The sequence below is a fragment of the Pseudomonas sp. ADAK18 genome (genome assembly GCF_012935695.1).
Classification (GTDB): Bacteria; Pseudomonadota; Gammaproteobacteria; order Pseudomonadales; family Pseudomonadaceae; genus Aquipseudomonas.
Genome location: NZ_CP052859.1, coordinates 3,512,140 through 3,527,727, shown reverse-complemented (window position 1 = coordinate 3,527,727; position 15,588 = coordinate 3,512,140). Strand labels below are relative to the sequence as shown.

The window sequence follows — 15,588 nt, the reverse complement described above, 5'->3', positions numbered from 1 at the left end:
AGAGGCCGTATGTTAGGCGTGTGCGCCGCAGGTCTTATAGCCGCGAAACTGCATAGCTACCATGCAGGTTGCGCATGCCTGGTTCAGGCATCGGTCGGGATGCCATAGCTCGACAGTTTCCAGATCTCGTGCACGGTATCGCGGAACCACTTGTGCTCGGCGGCGTTGTGGGTGCGCTCATGCCAGATCGTCCAGTAGTGGTGGCGATGGCTGATGAAGTCCAGCGGTTGCCAGGTCATCGGGTAAAACCGCGACAGGTTCACGGCAATATGTTCGGGGATGGTGAGCAACGCCGGACGACGGCTGGCAACTTCCATGGCCGCAGAAAAGAACGGCACGTTCAGCAGGATGTTTCGCTGCAGGCCGAGGGCTTTCAGTTCGCGTTCGACGAAGCCGTCCTTGTCGCCACCGCCGGTGATGCGGATATGGTCGGCACCGGCGTAGGCCTGTGCGGTCAGCGGCACGCCAGCCAGCGGATGATTGTTGGCCATCATGCACACCGGACGATCGTTACCGAGGGTGCGGCCATGGACTTCGGCAGGTTCCACATCGAGCATGGTGGTCACCAGGTCGATTTCACCGTTGGCCAATTGTTTGTAGTCATTGGGTTTCCAGGCCAGGTAATCGACAACCACATGGGGCGCGATGCTAGCCAGGTGTTCCATCAACGCCGGAAGCATGTACTCCGCGACGTAGTCCGATGACGCGATGCGAAAGCGCTGGCGGCATTCCATCGGGTCAAAAAGCGTGGGCGTGATCAAGGCGTCCAGGTCGGCGATCAGTTTATTCAGCGGTTCGATCAGGCTTTGCGCCCGTGGGGTGTAGACGTATTCACGGCCATTTCGCACCAGCAGCGGGTCGCCAAAGGCATCGCGTAATTGGCGCAACTGACGGCTGATCAGCGACTGGCTGGCATTGAGCTTGAGGGCTGCGTGGCTGATGTTGCGGGTTTGCAGCACGGTGTGCAGAACCCGCAACAGGTGAATGCTCAGCGAAGAAAATGAAGACGACATGCGGCTACAAGTCAGGTGACGACGCGATAACACGGCACATACGCCGCACCACCGGGTAACTTCATCCGGTGCTGTTCCACAAACGCCTTCAATAGTTCATCCAACGGTTTCATGATCGTCGGATCGCCGTGAATCTCGTACGGCCCATTCTGCTCGATCAGCCGAATGCCCTTGTCCTTGACGTTACCCGCCACGATCCCGGAGAACGCCCGGCGCAGGTTGGCGGCCAGTTCATGGGGGGGCAGGCTGTGGTTCAGTTGCAGGCTGGCCATGTTTTCGTGGGTCGGGTCGAACGGGCGCTGGAAGCCTTCGTCGATTTTCAGCAGCCAGTTGAAGTGGAACGCGTCGTTGCGTTCGCGGCGGAACTGCTTGACCGCCTTCAGGCCAACGGTCATTTGTCGCGCCACTTCTGCCGGGTCGTCGATGATGATCTGGTAGTGGGCCTGGGCCGCGTCCCCCAGGGTGGCGCCGACAAAGGCGTGCAACTGCTGCAGGTAAGGCGCCGCATGTTTGGGCCCGGTAAGGATCACCGGGAACGGTACATCCCGGTTGTCCGGGTGCATCAGGATACCCAGCAGGTACAGGAACTCTTCGGCCGTGCCGGCTCCGCCTGGGAAGATGATGATGCCGTGGCCGACGCGCACGAAGGCTTCCAGGCGTTTTTCGATATCCGGCAGGATCACCAGTTCGTTGACGATCGGATTGGGCGCTTCGGCGGCGATGATGCCCGGCTCGGTCAGGCCCAGGTAGCGGCCGCCGGTGATGCGTTGCTTGGCGTGGGAAATGGTCGCGCCCTTCATCGGGCCTTTCATCACGCCGGGGCCGCAGCCGGTGCATACGTCGAGGCTGCGCAGGCCTAGTTCATGCCCGACTTTCTTGGTGTATTTGTATTCTTCGGTATTGATCGAGTGGCCACCCCAGCACACCACGATCTTCGGCTCGACACCGGGGCGCAGGGTGCGGGCGTTGCGCAGCAGGTGGAACACGTAGTCGGTGATGCCCTGGGAGCTGCTCAGGTCAATGCGCTGGCTGTCCAGTTCGTTCTCGGTGTAGACGATGTCGCGCAGGGCACTGAAGAGCATTTCCCGGGTGCTGGCGATCATTTCGCCGTCGACGAAGGCATCGGCCGGGGCATTCAGCAGTTCCAGGCGAACGCCGCGATCCTGCTGGTGGATGCGTACTTCGAAGTCTTTGTAGGCGTCGAGGATGGTCTTGGCGTTGTCGATATGGGCGCCGGTGTTGAGGATGGCCAGGGCGCACTGGCGGAACAGGGTGTAGGTGCTGCCGGAACCTGCTTCACTCAGCTGCTGGACTTCACGTTGGGACAGCGTTTCAAGGCTGCCTTTGGGGCTGACGGACGCATTGATGACGGGTCTTTGGGGCATTCTGATTCCCTGAAAGCGCAGCCAGCAGGGCCGTTTACGGCCACTGGCGTGAGGATAATGAGCGCCGAGCTCGGTTGCGTGTGACAGGCATTATCGAAGGCGCTGGGGCCTGAGGCAAACACTGTCTGGCAATACGCGATGCCCGGCGCCTTCATCATGCCGCATAAAGGTGCGCCGTAAAGCCTTTTACTGAATCAGCTTCCAGTTCTTGTAGAAGACCCGACGCAGGGTATAGACCACTGCAGCAAAGCCCGCGATCAGGCCGTTGAGGGCAAACGGTATCGGCGACGGGCGGACGATATCGATGAACAGGCAATAGCGCTTGGCGTCATTCTTGTTGAAGGACGCGTGCATCAGCGTGTCATCGAAAATGAACAACGGATCGTCGTGCCAGTAGTGCTTGTGCTTGCCCACTTGAATGTAGACGCCCTCGTGATGAGGGGCCGGGGCCATGTTGTAAAGCACGCGGAACATCAGGCGCAGGGGCCCGAAGTGAAACGAGGTGGAGCGGTTTTCATTGAATACCGAGACGCCAATGGTTTTGACGTAGGGCAGTTTTTCCTTGAGCTGCGGGATCTCCAGCGTGGTTTCGATAGGGCGCCCGTACCACTGGAAAAACAGCATGCCGCGCTTCTTCTCGGCCATGCGCGTGTCCAGGTACTGGATGATTTCATCCTTGTGGGCCATGGCATCGTCGATCACCTTTTGCAGATCTTCACGCCAGGCGGGCGGCAGGTCCTGCATTTTGTAGAGGTGGCGATTGCGGCTGCTCAGCAGGTCGAAAAACGTGTTGAACGGTGCCAGTATCCAAGTGTTACGCCCGTTGCCCACAAAGTACTTCTTGATGGTTTTGCCGTCATACAGGCCGTTACGCAAGAAATCGTAGAGACCGCAGATCACCACCAGCGCCAAAAACACCAGGCTGGTTTTCGGGAAGCAATAAATAATCAGCAACACGGCAAGCACCCAGGCTGCCGAGATTATTTTTTTGCGGAAACTTGCACTCATGAAACTCAGCTCCAGCGGGACGGATTTCGACAGTGCCGACGGAGGGAGACAGTCGTGCAACATGTTGAAATAATCCGTACATCATAAGACGTTATTTCACTGATGGCCTTTTAAAATATTGCGAAATTGTGAAGCCCTTGCACAGTTCTTTACGTCTGGCGCTTTATTTCGTGGGTTACAGGGTTCTCGGGGCCTGGCGGATTGGATTTTGTGAACAGAAGAATTGCGACTATCGTGACGCATCGGTTTTCCGGACGTCTATGAACCGTACGATTGACGCTGTAATGGCCACCATTGGCCTTCGGCACCTTGGAAGAGGCAGAAATTTTATGATCATCAAACCGCGAGTTCGTGGGTTTATCTGTGTAACGGCCCATCCTGTTGGCTGTGAAGCGAACGTCAAGCAGCAGATTGACTACGTGACTGAGCACGGTGCCATCGAAGGCGGCCCGAAAAAGGTGCTGGTACTCGGCGCCTCCACCGGTTACGGCCTGGCCGCGCGGATCAGTGCCGCATTTGGCTGTGGCGCTGACACCCTGGGCGTGTTTTTTGAGAAAGAAGGCGAAGAAGGCAAGCTCAGCTCTGCTGGCTGGTACAACAGCGCCGCTTTCCACAAGTTTGCCGAAGAAAAAGGCCTGTACGCCAAGAGCATCAATGGCGACGCGTTCTCTGACGAGATCAAGCGCCTGACCATCGAAACCATCAAGAAAGACCTGGGCAAGATCGACCTGGTGGTCTACAGCCTGGCCGCGCCGCGCCGTACCGACCCGCAAGGCGTGGTGCATAACTCCACCCTGAAGCCGATCGGCAAGTCCGTGACCCTGCGCGGCATCAACACCGACAAGGGCATTGTGGTCGACACCACTCTGGAACCTGCGACCCAGGAAGAAATCGACGGCACCGTGAAGGTCATGGGCGGCGAAGACTGGCAGCTGTGGATCGACGCCCTGCGTGAAGCCGATGTATTGGCCGAAGGCGCCAAGACCACCGCATTCACCTACCTGGGTGAAAAACTGACCCAGGACATCTACTGGAACGGCTCCATTGGCGAGGCCAAGAAGGACCTGGACAAGAAAGTTCTGACCCTGCGCGAGAACCTGGCAGCACTCAAGGGCGACGCCCGGGTGTCGGTACTCAAGGCGGTGGTCACCCAAGCCAGCTCGGCGATCCCGATCATGCCGCTGTACCTGTCGCTGCTGTTCAAGGTGATGAAAGAGCAGGGCACCCACGAAGGTTGCATCGAGCAGGTCTACGGTCTGTTCAAGGACAGCCTGTACGGCAGCGAGCCGAAGCTCGACGCCGATGGCCGCCTGCGTGCCGACCTCAAGGAACTGGAACCGAAAGTTCAGGACGCCGTAGCAGCACTGTGGAATCAGGTTTCCGACGAGGACGTCAACGAGATCAGCGACTTTGCTGGCTACAAGGCCGAGTTCCTGCGTCTGTTCGGGTTTGAAATCGAAGGCGTGGACTACGACGCCGACGTCAATCCGACCGTGAAAATTGCAGGCCTGGTTCAGGCGTAAGCAATCCGGGTGATGAAGAAGCGGCCTCCAGGGGCCGCTTTTTTATGGGCGCAAAGAAAGCGCAGCGCTCGCGTTTTGCCCTTCAGGCGATCGACATGGCAGACTGCAATCGTTATCACACTCACACTAACGGAGGATCTTCATGACGATTCGTGCAGTAGTTTTTGATTTTGGCGGGGTCTTGTTTGACTGGAGCCCGCACCATCTATACCGCCAACTGATTGCCGATGACCGCGAGCGTCAATGGTTTCTGGACAATGTCTGCACCCAGGCCTGGAACACTGAGCAGGACGCCGGTCGTACCCTGGCCGAAGCGACCCGCACGCTGATTGCCGAACATCCCCAACATGAACCGCTGATCCAGGCGTACTACGACCGCTGGCACGAGATGTTGCGCGGCTCGCTGCCCGAAGGCGTGGCGATACTGGAGGCTCTGCATGAGGCGAAAGTGCCGCTGTTCGGGTTAACCAACTGGTCGGCCGAAACCTTCCCTTATGCTCGCAAGCACTATCCCTTCCTGCAGTACTTTCGCGACATCGTGGTGTCCGGCGAAGTGAAGCAGATCAAGCCTGATGCCGCGATCTACCACACCAGCCTTGGCCAGGTCCGCGCGCATTTGCCGGATATCCAGCCCGCTGAGATGGTGTTTATCGATGACGTGGCCGGTAACGTCGAGGCCGCCATCGCCCTGGGTTGGCAGGGAATCCACCATGTGTCTGCCGCACAGACCGGCGAACGTTTACGAGCCTTGGGCGTGGCCTTTTAGCGCGCCCACTGCTCTATCACGAAGTCGACGAAGGCTCGCAGCTTGGGCAGGCGATAGCGGTCCTGGGCATACAGCAGGTGCATTGGCCGATAGGGAGGCTGGTAGCCCGGCAGCAATGCCATCAGCTTCCCCGCCCGCAAGTCCGTATCGACCAAGGCGTCGGGCAGCATGACGATGCCCATGCCTTCTACTGCTGCGCGGTGCAAAGCCTGGGAACTGTTGACGGTCATCGGGCCGGACACGGCAACTTCGACTTCTCCCTCGGGCCCCCGCAGGCGCCATTGTTTATCGGCGTTACGCCAGTCGTCGTTGGAGGGGTAGGCGAATGCCAGGCAGTCATGTTGTTGCAGGTCTGTCGGCGTTTGCGGTGTACCCCGGCGGGCCAGGTAGTCCGGTGAGGCGCACAGGGTCATGGTGTAGTGTTGCAAAGGCCGGGCGATCAGGCTGGACGGTTGCAATTCACCGAGGCGGATCGCCACGTCGAAGCCGCTGTCGATCAGGTCCATCGACTGATTGCTCAGCACCACATACAGCTGGATCTGTGGATAGCGCCGGGAAAACTCGCTCAGCGCCGGTGCCAGGCGTTCGGCACCGAACGCAGGTGGGGCGGTGATCCGTAGCAGGCCCTTGGGGGCTTCGCTGTGGACTTGCTCGGCCAATTGCTCGGAACCGGCCACCAGTCCCAGCACTTCCAGGCAACGCTGGTAATAAATGCCACCGAACTCCGTCAGGCTCTGTTTGCGGGTGGTGCGCTTGAGCAGGCTGACGCCCAGCCGCTGTTCCAGGGCGCGCAGGTGATTGCCGACCATCGTGGTGGACATCCCGCAGGACTGCGCCGCCGCCGTCATGCTGCCGGCTTCCACCACTTTTACGTACACGGTCATTGCCTGGAACAGATCCATTATCAAGCCCTGATTTAAAGTCATTGCAGTGTTGCGTAGTTTATCCAGCTCAGGTGGCTAACGATACTGCAGGCTCACGAAGATGCTCCGGAGCCTCACGCCATGACCGCCGCCTGCCTGATGACCACTTATCAACCCTCTTCCTTGAGCTTCGTCCGTGGCTTGGGCACGCGCCTTTGGGACCAGCAGGGGCGCGAGTACCTCGATGCCGTGGCCGGGGTGGCCGTGACCAATGTCGGTCATTCCCATCCGCGACTGGTGACGGCGATCAGTGAGCAGGCAGGATTGCTGCTCCACACCTCCAACCTCTACAGCATCGACTGGCAGCAACAGTTGGCGCAGCGGCTGACTCAACTGTCGGACCTGGACCAGGTGTTTTTCAACAACTCCGGTGCCGAAGCCAATGAGACGGCGCTGAAACTCGCGCGGCTGCATGGATGGAAAAAGGGTATTGAGGAGCCGCTGGTGGTGGTGATGGAAAACGCCTTTCACGGCCGCACCCTGGGCACTATGTCTGCCAGCGATGGGCCGTCGGTACGGCTGGGTTTCCAGCGGTTGCCAGGGGACTTTATCAAGATCGCCTTTGCTGACCTGAAGGCACTGGAGGCGGTGACCCGGGAATTCGGTGCGCGTATTGTCGCGGTGTTGCTGGAGCCGATCCAGGGTGAAAGCGGCGTGCAGCTCGCACCGTCGGGTTACCTGAAAGCCTTGCGCGAGCATTGCAGCCGGCAAGGCTGGCTGCTGATGCTCGATGAAATCCAGACCGGAATTGGCCGTACCGGCCGCTGGTTTGCCTTCCAGCATGAAGGGATCGTGCCGGACGTCATGACCTTGGCCAAAGGCCTGGGCAACGGTATCCCGATTGGCGCGTGCCTGGCACGGGCCACCGTGGCCAAGCTGTTTACTCCGGGCAGCCACGGCAGCACCTTTGGTGGCAATCCGCTGGCTTGCCGGGTGGGCTGTACCGTGCTGGACATTATTGAGGAGCAAAGGTTGCTGGAGAATGCGGCGCAACAGGGCGAGCGCTTGCTGGCGCGTTTGCGGGTGGAGTTGGAGGGGCATCCTCAGGTACTGGCGATAAGAGGGCAGGGCTTGATGATCGGCATCGAGTTGGCCGTACCTCAACGAGACCTGGCACAGCGTGCGGCCCAGGAGCATGGGCTCCTGATCAACGTCACGCGGGGCAAGATCATTCGTTTGCTGCCGCCATTGACGATTGATGCCAAGGAGGTGGAGATGATCGTTCGGGCCATCTCCCGTTTGTTGTAGCCGCTGCCGAGGCACGAGGCTGCGATGGGGTGCGAAGCGCCCCCTGAGAGCGGTCCTGCGGACACGCATCGCAGCCTCTTGCCTCGGCAGCGGCTACACCCCATTCAACCATTCCTGATTCATCGTCTCGGTGTCCCCCAGGTAGTCCAGCAACCACGTCATGGCCGGGGACAGTTTGTTCTGCGCCCAGGCCACGCACGACGGGCTGGCGGGGAAGGGCCGGGACAGTTGCAGGGCAACCAGTTCACCGCGTTCAATCCATGGCAATACCAGGTGTGCCGGCGCCATACCGACGCACAGACCGTCCCGCAAGCAATCGATGGCGGACGCCCAATGCGGCACGACCAGACGGCGCTGGTTGTCCAGGGTCCAGGTGTCGCGCTTGGGCAGGTTGCGCGAGGTGTCCGTCATGCACAGGGACGCGAAGGGCCGCAGTTGATCGTCGCTGAGCAACCCTTCTTGCGCGGCCAGCGGATGGCGGGCGCTGACCACGCACAGCCAATTGAGCAGCCCCATGTCGCGGAAGGTGAAGTGGCTGGCCACCGGCACGGCGCTGGTGGCGCCGATCACGATATCGGTGCGGTCGTCCGCCAAGGCGTCCCACACACCGTTGTACACCTCGTACTCCAGCAGTAATTCCACTTCCGGAAACTGGCGATAGAAATCCAGCACCAGTTGCCGACAGCGCTGCTGTTTGACGATGGAGTCCACCGCCACCTTCAACTGACCGCTCCAGCCATTGGCTACTTGTTGGCACAGACGGCGGGTGCCAAGCATTTTTTTCATCACGGCCCGGGTCTCTTCGACAAACAGCTTACCGGCCGGCGTCAGCTCCACATCCCGATGGCGGCGGACAAACAGCGGCACCGCCAGCCATTCCTCGATCTGCCGCACGGTGTAGCTGATGGCCGATGGCACGCGATGCAACTCCTGGGCGGCGGCGCTGAAGCTGCCGTGGCGGGCTACGGCGTCGACCACGTCCAGGGAGTATTCAGACCACATATTGGCTGCCTTCAAAAATATTGATGTGAGTGTCCAATTATTATCGCTTCACAGGAAAACTGTCAGCTTCATACTAGGTGCTAGTCAGCAAATAGTTTGATGGCAGGTTTAGTAGGCTTCAATGAAAAATTCTTTTGGATTCACCTGGTACCTGGCGGGGCTGAGCATGCTCGGTTATCTGGCCATGGACATGTACTTGCCGGCGTTCGGCGCCATGGGCCAGCAGTTGCAGATTTCGGCCGGTGCCGTGGGCATCAGCTTGAGCATTTTCCTCGCCGGCTTTGCCGTGGGGCAGTTGTTATGGGGACCGCTGTCCGACCGCCTGGGCCGCAAACCGGTCCTGCTCACCGGCTTGAGCCTGTTCGTGTTCGGTTGCCTGGGGATGTTCTGGGTCGAGACCGCGCCACAGTTGTGGGCACTGCGGTTTATCCAGGCGATTGGTGTGTGTTCCGCTGCCGTCAGTTGGCAGGCACTGGTGATTGACCGTTATCCGGCGGACAAGGCCCATCGGGTATTTGCCAGCATTATGCCGCTGATGTCCCTGTCACCGGCGCTGGCGCCGCTGTTGGGTGCGGTAGTGTTGAATCACTGGGGGTGGCAGACGATCTTTGCGGTGTTGTTGGGGGTTTCGCTGTTATTGCTGTTGCCTACGTTGTTTCTTAAATCTGTGCCGAAACGCCTGACAGCCAATGGCGAACAATCCCGTCTCGGCTATGGGCAGTTGCTCAAGTCACGGGTGTTTACTGGCAATGTGATGATTTTTGCCGCCTGCTCGGCCAGTTTTTTTGCCTGGTTGACCGCTTCGCCCTTCATTCTCGGCGATATGGGTTATAGCCCCAATGACATCGGTCTGAGCTATGTACTGCCGACCTTGGCATTTCTGGTGGGCGGCTACAGCTGCCGCAGCGCCTTGCAGCGTTTCCAGGGCAAGACCTTGTTGCCGTGGTTGCTGGTGGCGTATTGCATCAGCATGGTGGCGTTGTACCTCGTCGCCACTTTGACGGTGCCGACCCTCACCACCTTGCTGATCCCGTTCTGCCTGATGGCACTGGTCAACGGCGCCAGCTACCCGATCGTGGTGGCGAATGCGCTGATGCCCTTTGCAGAAAACTCCGGCAAGGCTGCTGCGTTGCAAAACACCCTGCAATTGGGTTTGTGCTTTCTCAGCAGTCTTTTGGTGTCGTCGATGATCGAGCAGCCGCTGCTGATCACCGTGATCGTGATGCTGGCGACCGCGCCGTTGGCGGTGTTGGGTTACTGGCTGGCGCGGCCGAAGGCTGACCGGGCGGCGTTGGTACGCGTTTGAAGTGACGATGTGCTCAAGGTGGGAGCCGGGCTTGCCCGCGATGCAGGCGACTCGGTACATCTGATAGGCCGAGTCGATGCTATCGCGGGCAAGCCCGGCTCCCACCTTTGAATCGGTTTCTGCATCAGGTTGTGGTGGGACACCCTAGCATGTCACTTCAATGTTCACCGTCGAGGCCCTTTGGCATTTTGGTTCATGGGACCTAGTGTTTGTTTTTGTAACGCCGATGGAGGGTATCTTGTTCGTTTGATTGTATACAACTCTATGGACATCTAGTCTTTGTATTGCATACAGTGAGCGCACAACAAAAACAGAGACCCCTCACCATGACTATCCCGAAGGCGTCACCGCAACGGCCAGAAGACGAGAATCTTGGCGTCGCAGCCAACATGGCTTACGGCCTGCAGCATGTGCTCACCATGTACGGCGGCATCGTTGCCGTACCGCTGATCATTGGCCAGGCAGCCGGGTTGTCACCGGCGGACATTGGCCTGTTGATTGCCGCGTCGCTGTTTGCCGGTGGCTTGGCAACCCTGCTGCAAACCCTCGGCCTGCCGTTCTTCGGTTGCCAATTGCCGCTGGTGCAAGGGGTGTCTTTTTCGGGTGTGGCGACCATGGTGGCGATTGTCGGCAGCGACGGGGCGGGCGGCATGCCTGCGATCCTCGGGGCGGTGATGGCCGCGTCCTTGATCGGCTTGTTGATCACGCCGGTATTCTCACGGATCACCAAGTACTTCCCGCCGATGGTGACCGGCATCGTCATCACCACTATCGGCCTGACCTTGATGCCCGTCGCGGCCCGCTGGGCCATGGGCGGCAACAGCCACGCCGCAGACTTTGGCAGCACGGCCAATATCGGCCTGGCAGCGCTGACCCTGGTGCTGGTGTTGCTGCTGAGCAAACTGGGCAGCGCGGCCATCTCGCGGCTGTCGATCCTGTTGGCCATGGTGATCGGCACGGTGATCGCGGTATTGCTCGGCATGGCCGACTTTTCCAGCGTGACCCAAGGGCCGATGTTCGGTTTCCCTACGCCGTTCCATTTCGGTATGCCGACCTTCCATGTGGCCGCGATCATCTCCATGTGCATTGTGATCATGGTGACCTTGGTGGAAACCTCGGCGGACATCCTGGCGGTGGGCGAGATCATCGACACCAAGGTTGACTCCAAGCGTCTGGGTAACGGTTTGCGCGCCGACATGCTGTCGAGCCTGTTTGCGCCGATCTTCGGCTCGTTCACCCAGAGTGCCTTCGCCCAGAACGTCGGCCTGGTGGCGGTGACCGGGGTCAAGAGCCGCTTTGTGGTGGCGACGGGCGGCGTGTTTCTGGTGATTCTCGGCCTGTTGCCATTCATGGGGCGGGTGATTGCGGCGGTGCCTACGTCGGTGTTGGGCGGTGCCGGGATTGTGCTGTTTGGCACAGTGGCGGCCAGTGGGATTCGCACGCTGTCCAAGGTCGATTACCGCAACAACATGAACTTGATCATTGTCGCCACCTCCATCGGCTTCGGCATGATTCCCATCGCCGCGCCAAACTTCTATGACCAGTTCCCAAGCTGGTTCGCGACCATCTTCCATTCGGGGATCAGCTCGTCGGCGATCATGGCGATTTTGCTGAACCTGACGTTCAACCACTTCACGGCGGGCAACTCTGACCAGCAGTCGGTATTTGTCGCCGGCACTGAACGCAGCCTGTGCTTCCAGGACGTGGCGGCGCTGCGCGATGGGGATTACTTCAGCGGCGGTAAGTTGTTTGATGCCGAGGGTAAGGAGATTCCATTGCTGGCCGAGGTGTCGACGAAGGCCTCGGTGGCGGGGCGGACTGAAACCAGCCACGTGTAATCAAAGGTAGGCAAAAGAACGCCGCCTTCGGCAGCACTTGCAAGTCGCTGCGGGAGGCGGCGTTCTTTTAATTCAGTCGGCAGGTCTCATCCAGAAACTTTACCACCGTGCCCATGCACGCCTGGCGCTCCTCGATGTGCGGCATGTGGGTGGAGTCTGCAAACAGCGCCCAGCGAACATCGGGGATCTCCTCCAGGAACGGCTTGACCACCTGGGAGGTTGCCGGGTCATGGCGTCCGGAAATCACCAGGGTCGGCACCTCGATTTTCGACAGTCGGCCGGTGACATTCCATTCGTTCAAACGGATGGTTTGCTCCTGCTTGAGCAAGGTTTTCTGCACGCCGGGTGGCAACAGTGTGCGCAGGTGTTGGTTTTCGCTGATCCAGGTGCGCATGCAGCTTGGGGAGTTGGCGACAATCAGTGCGCGCAGGCCCGCAGGATGCAACAGCGCGTGTTCGCAGCCGAGCACGCTGCCGCGGGATTGTCCGAGCAGGGCGTAGTGGTTGCTGATTTGCAGGTGGTCCAGCAGGTTATCCAGTTCTTCCAGGAACAGGCTGATGGTCCAGAATGCAGGATCCTTTTCGGGCAGGAGCGTCGAATGCCCGTTGTCCAGTTGGTCGTAGTGAATGACGGCATGGCCGCTGGCGGCTACGTCCTTGAAGGCGTCGAGGTAGTCATGGGTACCGCCCGGGCCGCCATGGAGGATGACCAACGGTGCCAGGCCGCTGTCGAGGTTGCCGGTCACCCGGTACCACGTACGGTGTTCCCCAAAGAAAGCAAAGCCTTCACGGGTTGTTTCGATGAACTCCATTTCGTGCCCTGCCATAAAAATGATCAGGTACACGATAGTCGCCCCGGAAAAATTGCGTAACTAGCAAAACAGCTAGGTTTTGCCCTTTGATTCACAGCGTGGGAGCGAGTCCGCTCCCACCTGTTTATCAGAGATAACTCACTGTTTTTGCGGATCAAACTGCTTGTCGCGGATAAACAGCGCTGGGATGACCCCACAGATAAAGTACGCGCCGCCCATCACCATGAAGCCCACGCCGATCGAGCCATGGGACGCCAGGAAACCAATGGCTGCCGGAGCCACCGCCGCGCCAATTCGGCCGATGTTGTAGGCACCGCCCACCGCCGAGCCGCGAAATTTCGCTTCGAAGCTTTCGGTCATGTAGGTCGCGTTGACGCCGTAGGGAATGCCGTACAGGAAGCCGAACACAATCAGCAGCCAGAGAATGTTTTCCGGGCTCTGGAACAGCACGATTATCGGCAGGAAGATGGCCGTGCCCAAGGCGCCGACCGCAAACACGCTGCGTCGTCCCAGGCGGTCCGCCGCCCAGCCGGCGAGAATCTTGCCGAAAATCATCGCCGCGTACGTGCCGACCATGTAGCTGGTCATCGACTTGAAGTTCATCCCCAACTCGCCTTCCAGGTAGGAGGGCATCCAGTTGTTGACCCCGTAGTAACCGAATTGCAGGAAGCCTGCGGTCAGCGCCCAGAGGATAAACATGCGGCTGGCTTTCGGGTCGCTGAAGATCAGCTTGAACATGCCGTCGGGTTTTTTCGTCGTGACCTGCTTGATGCCTTCGGCCTTTTCCCGGGCGCGTTCGGCTTGGGCTTTGATCCAGGCTTGTGGCTCCGGTACCAGGCGTTGCATCAGCACGGCGAGGATCACCGGGATGATCGCCACGTAGAACAGCCAGCGCCAGCCGTGGTTGGGCAGGATCCAGCCGGCCAGCAAGGTGGCGACGATGTAACCCACTGACCAGCCTGCTTGCAGGGTGCCGAGTACCGTTGTGCGGTAGCGCGTCGGTACGTATTCGGCCATCAGGGTGTTGCAGGCCACGTACAGCGCGCCCAATCCCAACGAGGCGAAAAAGCGGGTGCTCGCGAACTGCCAATAGCTGTGGGTCATGCCCAGGATCGCGGTGCCGACGGAGAACAGCACGATGCTCCAGACCACGGTTTTCACCCGACCGAACCGGTCACAGGCCCAGCCGCCGTAGATCCCGCCAATGGCCATCCCGGCCAGGGTGAAACTGCCCAGGCTGCCAGCCTCGACACTGGTCAGGCCGAACTCGGTTTTCAGGCTACCGAGGCTGTAGGACAGCAGCATCAAGTCCGCGCCGTCGATCAGCAGACCGAGGAAGCAGAAGATGAAGACGATGATCCACAGCTTGTTTTTTGCGGGCGACAACGCACCCGCCTGAGCGGCGACTTCCATAGCGATACCTTGTTGTAGTTGTTAGGGCACTGGGTATGGGTGTTGCGATAAAGCGGTTGATGTGGGAGCGGGCTTACTCGCGATAGCATCACCTCGGTGCAACTGACAGGCCGAGGTGCCTGCATCGCGGGCAAGCCCGGCTCCCACATTTGATCGACTTTCACATTGGGTTTGCGGTGTGCTTGATAGTTAGCGCTGCGCCTCGCGAATCATGTTGCGGGCGATCACCAACTGCTGGATCTGCGTGGTGCCCTCATACAAGCGGAACAACCGCACATCGCGATAAAAACGCTCGATGGCGTACTCGCTGACATAGCCTGCGCCGCCATGAATCTGCACGCAGCGATCCGCCACCCGGCCGCACATTTCGGTAGCGAACATTTTCGAACAGGAGGCTTCGGTGCCGATGTTCTGGCCTTCATCACGCTTGCGCGCGGCGTCCAGCACCATGCAGCGGGCCGCATAGATCTCGGCTTTGCTGTCGGCGAGCATGGCCTGGATCAGCTGGAACTCGGCAATCGGCTGGCCAAACTGTTTACGCTCGATGGCGTAGTTCAAGGCATCGTTGAGCATGCGTTCGGCGGCACCGACGCTGACCGCTGCAATGTGCAGGCGGCCCTTGTCGAGGACCTTCATCGCGGTCTTGAAACCCACGCCTTCAACGCCACCGATCAACTGATCAGCCGGCACGCGTACGTTGTCGAAAATCACGTCACAGGTGTGGGCGCCTTTCTGGCCCATCTTGTGATCACGCTTGCCCAGGGACAGCCCCGGCGTGTTGCGCTCGACGATAAACGCACTGATGCCGCCCGAGCCCTTTATGTCCGGGTTGGTGCGGGCCATGACCGTATAGATGCCGGCGTGTGGCGCATTGGTGATAAAGCGTTTGGTGCCGTTGAGCACGTAGTGATCGCCGTCGCGTATCGCCGAGGTTTTCAACGAGGCCGCGTCGGAGCCGGAGTCCGGCTCGGTCAGGCAGAACGAGCTGAGCAACTCGCCGCTGGCCAGTTTGGGCAGGTAGTGTTGCTTCTGCGCTTCGGTACCATCGAGCAGGATGCCGATGGAGCCGATGCCATTGTTGGTGCCGAAATAGGAACGGAAGGCCGGGGAAGTGCGGCCCAGTTCGAAGGCGACATTGACCTCTTCTTCCATGGTCAGCCCCAGGCCGCCGTAGGCTTCGGGGAGGGTCAGACCGAACAGGCCCAACTCGCGGAACTGGTTGACGATATCTGCCGGGACGTCATCGGTCTCGGCCAATTCGTTTTCCCGTGGGATCAGCGCTTCGTTGACGAACTGCTGGAGGGTTTCCAGCAGAAGGTGAAGCGTTTCCGGATCTCGGATCATGTGCATTC

General features: G+C 59.6%; 13 protein-coding genes. 5 read left to right on the top strand and 8 right to left on the bottom strand.

Features of this window, described 5'->3' with window-relative positions; genetic code table 11:
- Positions 1 to 83: 83 nt before the first annotated feature.
- The 3 genes from HKK55_RS15860 to HKK55_RS15850 all read right to left on the bottom strand — a co-directional run bounded on the left by HKK55_RS15860 (position 84) and on the right by HKK55_RS15850 (position 3,406).
- Positions 84 to 1,013 carry a LysR family transcriptional regulator gene (locus tag HKK55_RS15860; RefSeq protein ID WP_169355547.1) on the bottom strand — a complete coding sequence of 310 codons (930 nt, stop codon included), beginning with the start codon at positions 1,011 to 1,013 and terminating at the stop codon, positions 84 to 86.
- A gap of 11 nt (positions 1,014 to 1,024) precedes the next feature.
- Positions 1,025 to 2,398 (bottom strand): nucleotide 5'-monophosphate nucleosidase PpnN, encoded by a 1,374-nt coding sequence (gene ppnN, locus HKK55_RS15855; RefSeq protein WP_169355546.1) that lies wholly within the window; start codon positions 2,396 to 2,398, stop codon positions 1,025 to 1,027.
- Between the two features lie 186 nt (positions 2,399 to 2,584).
- On the bottom strand, positions 2,585 to 3,406 hold the full coding sequence (locus HKK55_RS15850; RefSeq protein WP_169355545.1) for an aspartyl/asparaginyl beta-hydroxylase domain-containing protein: 822 nt from the start codon (positions 3,404 to 3,406) through the stop codon (positions 2,585 to 2,587).
- 329 nt (positions 3,407 to 3,735) lie between these two features.
- Here HKK55_RS15850 and fabV point away from each other — a divergent pair, with 329 nt between their 5' ends.
- Both fabV and HKK55_RS15840 read left to right on the top strand, forming a co-directional pair.
- Positions 3,736 to 4,929, top strand: a complete 1,194-nt coding sequence (fabV, locus tag HKK55_RS15845; protein ID WP_169355544.1) for an enoyl-ACP reductase FabV — start codon at positions 3,736 to 3,738, stop codon at positions 4,927 to 4,929.
- Positions 4,930 to 5,071: 142 nt separating this feature from the next.
- The gene (locus tag HKK55_RS15840) at positions 5,072 to 5,695 is read left to right on the top strand and encodes an HAD family phosphatase (protein ID WP_169355543.1); all 624 of its coding nucleotides are present in this window, start codon (positions 5,072 to 5,074) and stop codon (positions 5,693 to 5,695) included.
- Here HKK55_RS15840 and HKK55_RS15835 read toward each other — a convergent pair.
- On the bottom strand, positions 5,692 to 6,597 hold the full coding sequence (locus tag HKK55_RS15835; protein ID WP_169355542.1) for a LysR family transcriptional regulator: 906 nt from the start codon (positions 6,595 to 6,597) through the stop codon (positions 5,692 to 5,694). The genes HKK55_RS15840 and HKK55_RS15835 overlap by 4 nt on opposite strands.
- Positions 6,598 to 6,699: 102 nt before the next feature.
- On the opposite strand from HKK55_RS15835, the gene HKK55_RS15830 reads away from it, so the two are divergent.
- On the top strand, positions 6,700 to 7,866 hold the full coding sequence (locus tag HKK55_RS15830; RefSeq protein WP_169355541.1) for an aspartate aminotransferase family protein: 1,167 nt from the start codon (positions 6,700 to 6,702) through the stop codon (positions 7,864 to 7,866).
- A gap of 93 nt (positions 7,867 to 7,959) precedes the next feature.
- On the opposite strand, the gene punR is transcribed toward HKK55_RS15830, so the two are convergent.
- A complete protein-coding gene (punR, locus tag HKK55_RS15825; RefSeq protein WP_169355540.1) occupies positions 7,960 to 8,868 on the bottom strand; it encodes a DNA-binding transcriptional activator PunR in 909 nt (302 codons plus the stop codon).
- Between the two features lie 121 nt (positions 8,869 to 8,989).
- Here punR and punC point away from each other — a divergent pair, with 121 nt between their 5' ends.
- Complete coding sequence (gene punC / locus HKK55_RS15820; protein WP_169355539.1) at positions 8,990 to 10,174, top strand: purine nucleoside transporter PunC; 1,185 nt, start codon at positions 8,990 to 8,992, stop codon at positions 10,172 to 10,174.
- Positions 10,175 to 10,500: 326 nt separating this feature from the next.
- Positions 10,501 to 12,012 carry a nucleobase:cation symporter-2 family protein gene (locus HKK55_RS15815; protein WP_169355538.1) on the top strand — a complete coding sequence of 504 codons (1,512 nt, stop codon included), beginning with the start codon at positions 10,501 to 10,503 and terminating at the stop codon, positions 12,010 to 12,012.
- A gap of 67 nt (positions 12,013 to 12,079) precedes the next feature.
- Here HKK55_RS15815 and HKK55_RS15810 read toward each other — a convergent pair whose 3' ends face one another.
- From HKK55_RS15810 to HKK55_RS15800, 3 genes are all read right to left on the bottom strand, one after another.
- Entirely contained in the window at positions 12,080 to 12,823 is a 744-nt protein-coding gene (locus HKK55_RS15810) for an alpha/beta fold hydrolase (RefSeq protein WP_169355537.1), read from the bottom strand.
- A 138-nt stretch (positions 12,824 to 12,961) separates the two neighbouring features.
- On the bottom strand, positions 12,962 to 14,236 hold the full coding sequence (locus HKK55_RS15805) for an MFS transporter (protein WP_169355536.1): 1,275 nt from the start codon (positions 14,234 to 14,236) through the stop codon (positions 12,962 to 12,964).
- 189 nt (positions 14,237 to 14,425) lie between these two features.
- Positions 14,426 to 15,580, bottom strand: coding sequence for an acyl-CoA dehydrogenase family protein (locus HKK55_RS15800; RefSeq protein ID WP_169355535.1), 1,155 nt, complete (start codon positions 15,578 to 15,580; stop codon positions 14,426 to 14,428).
- Positions 15,581 to 15,588: the final 8 nt, after the last annotated feature.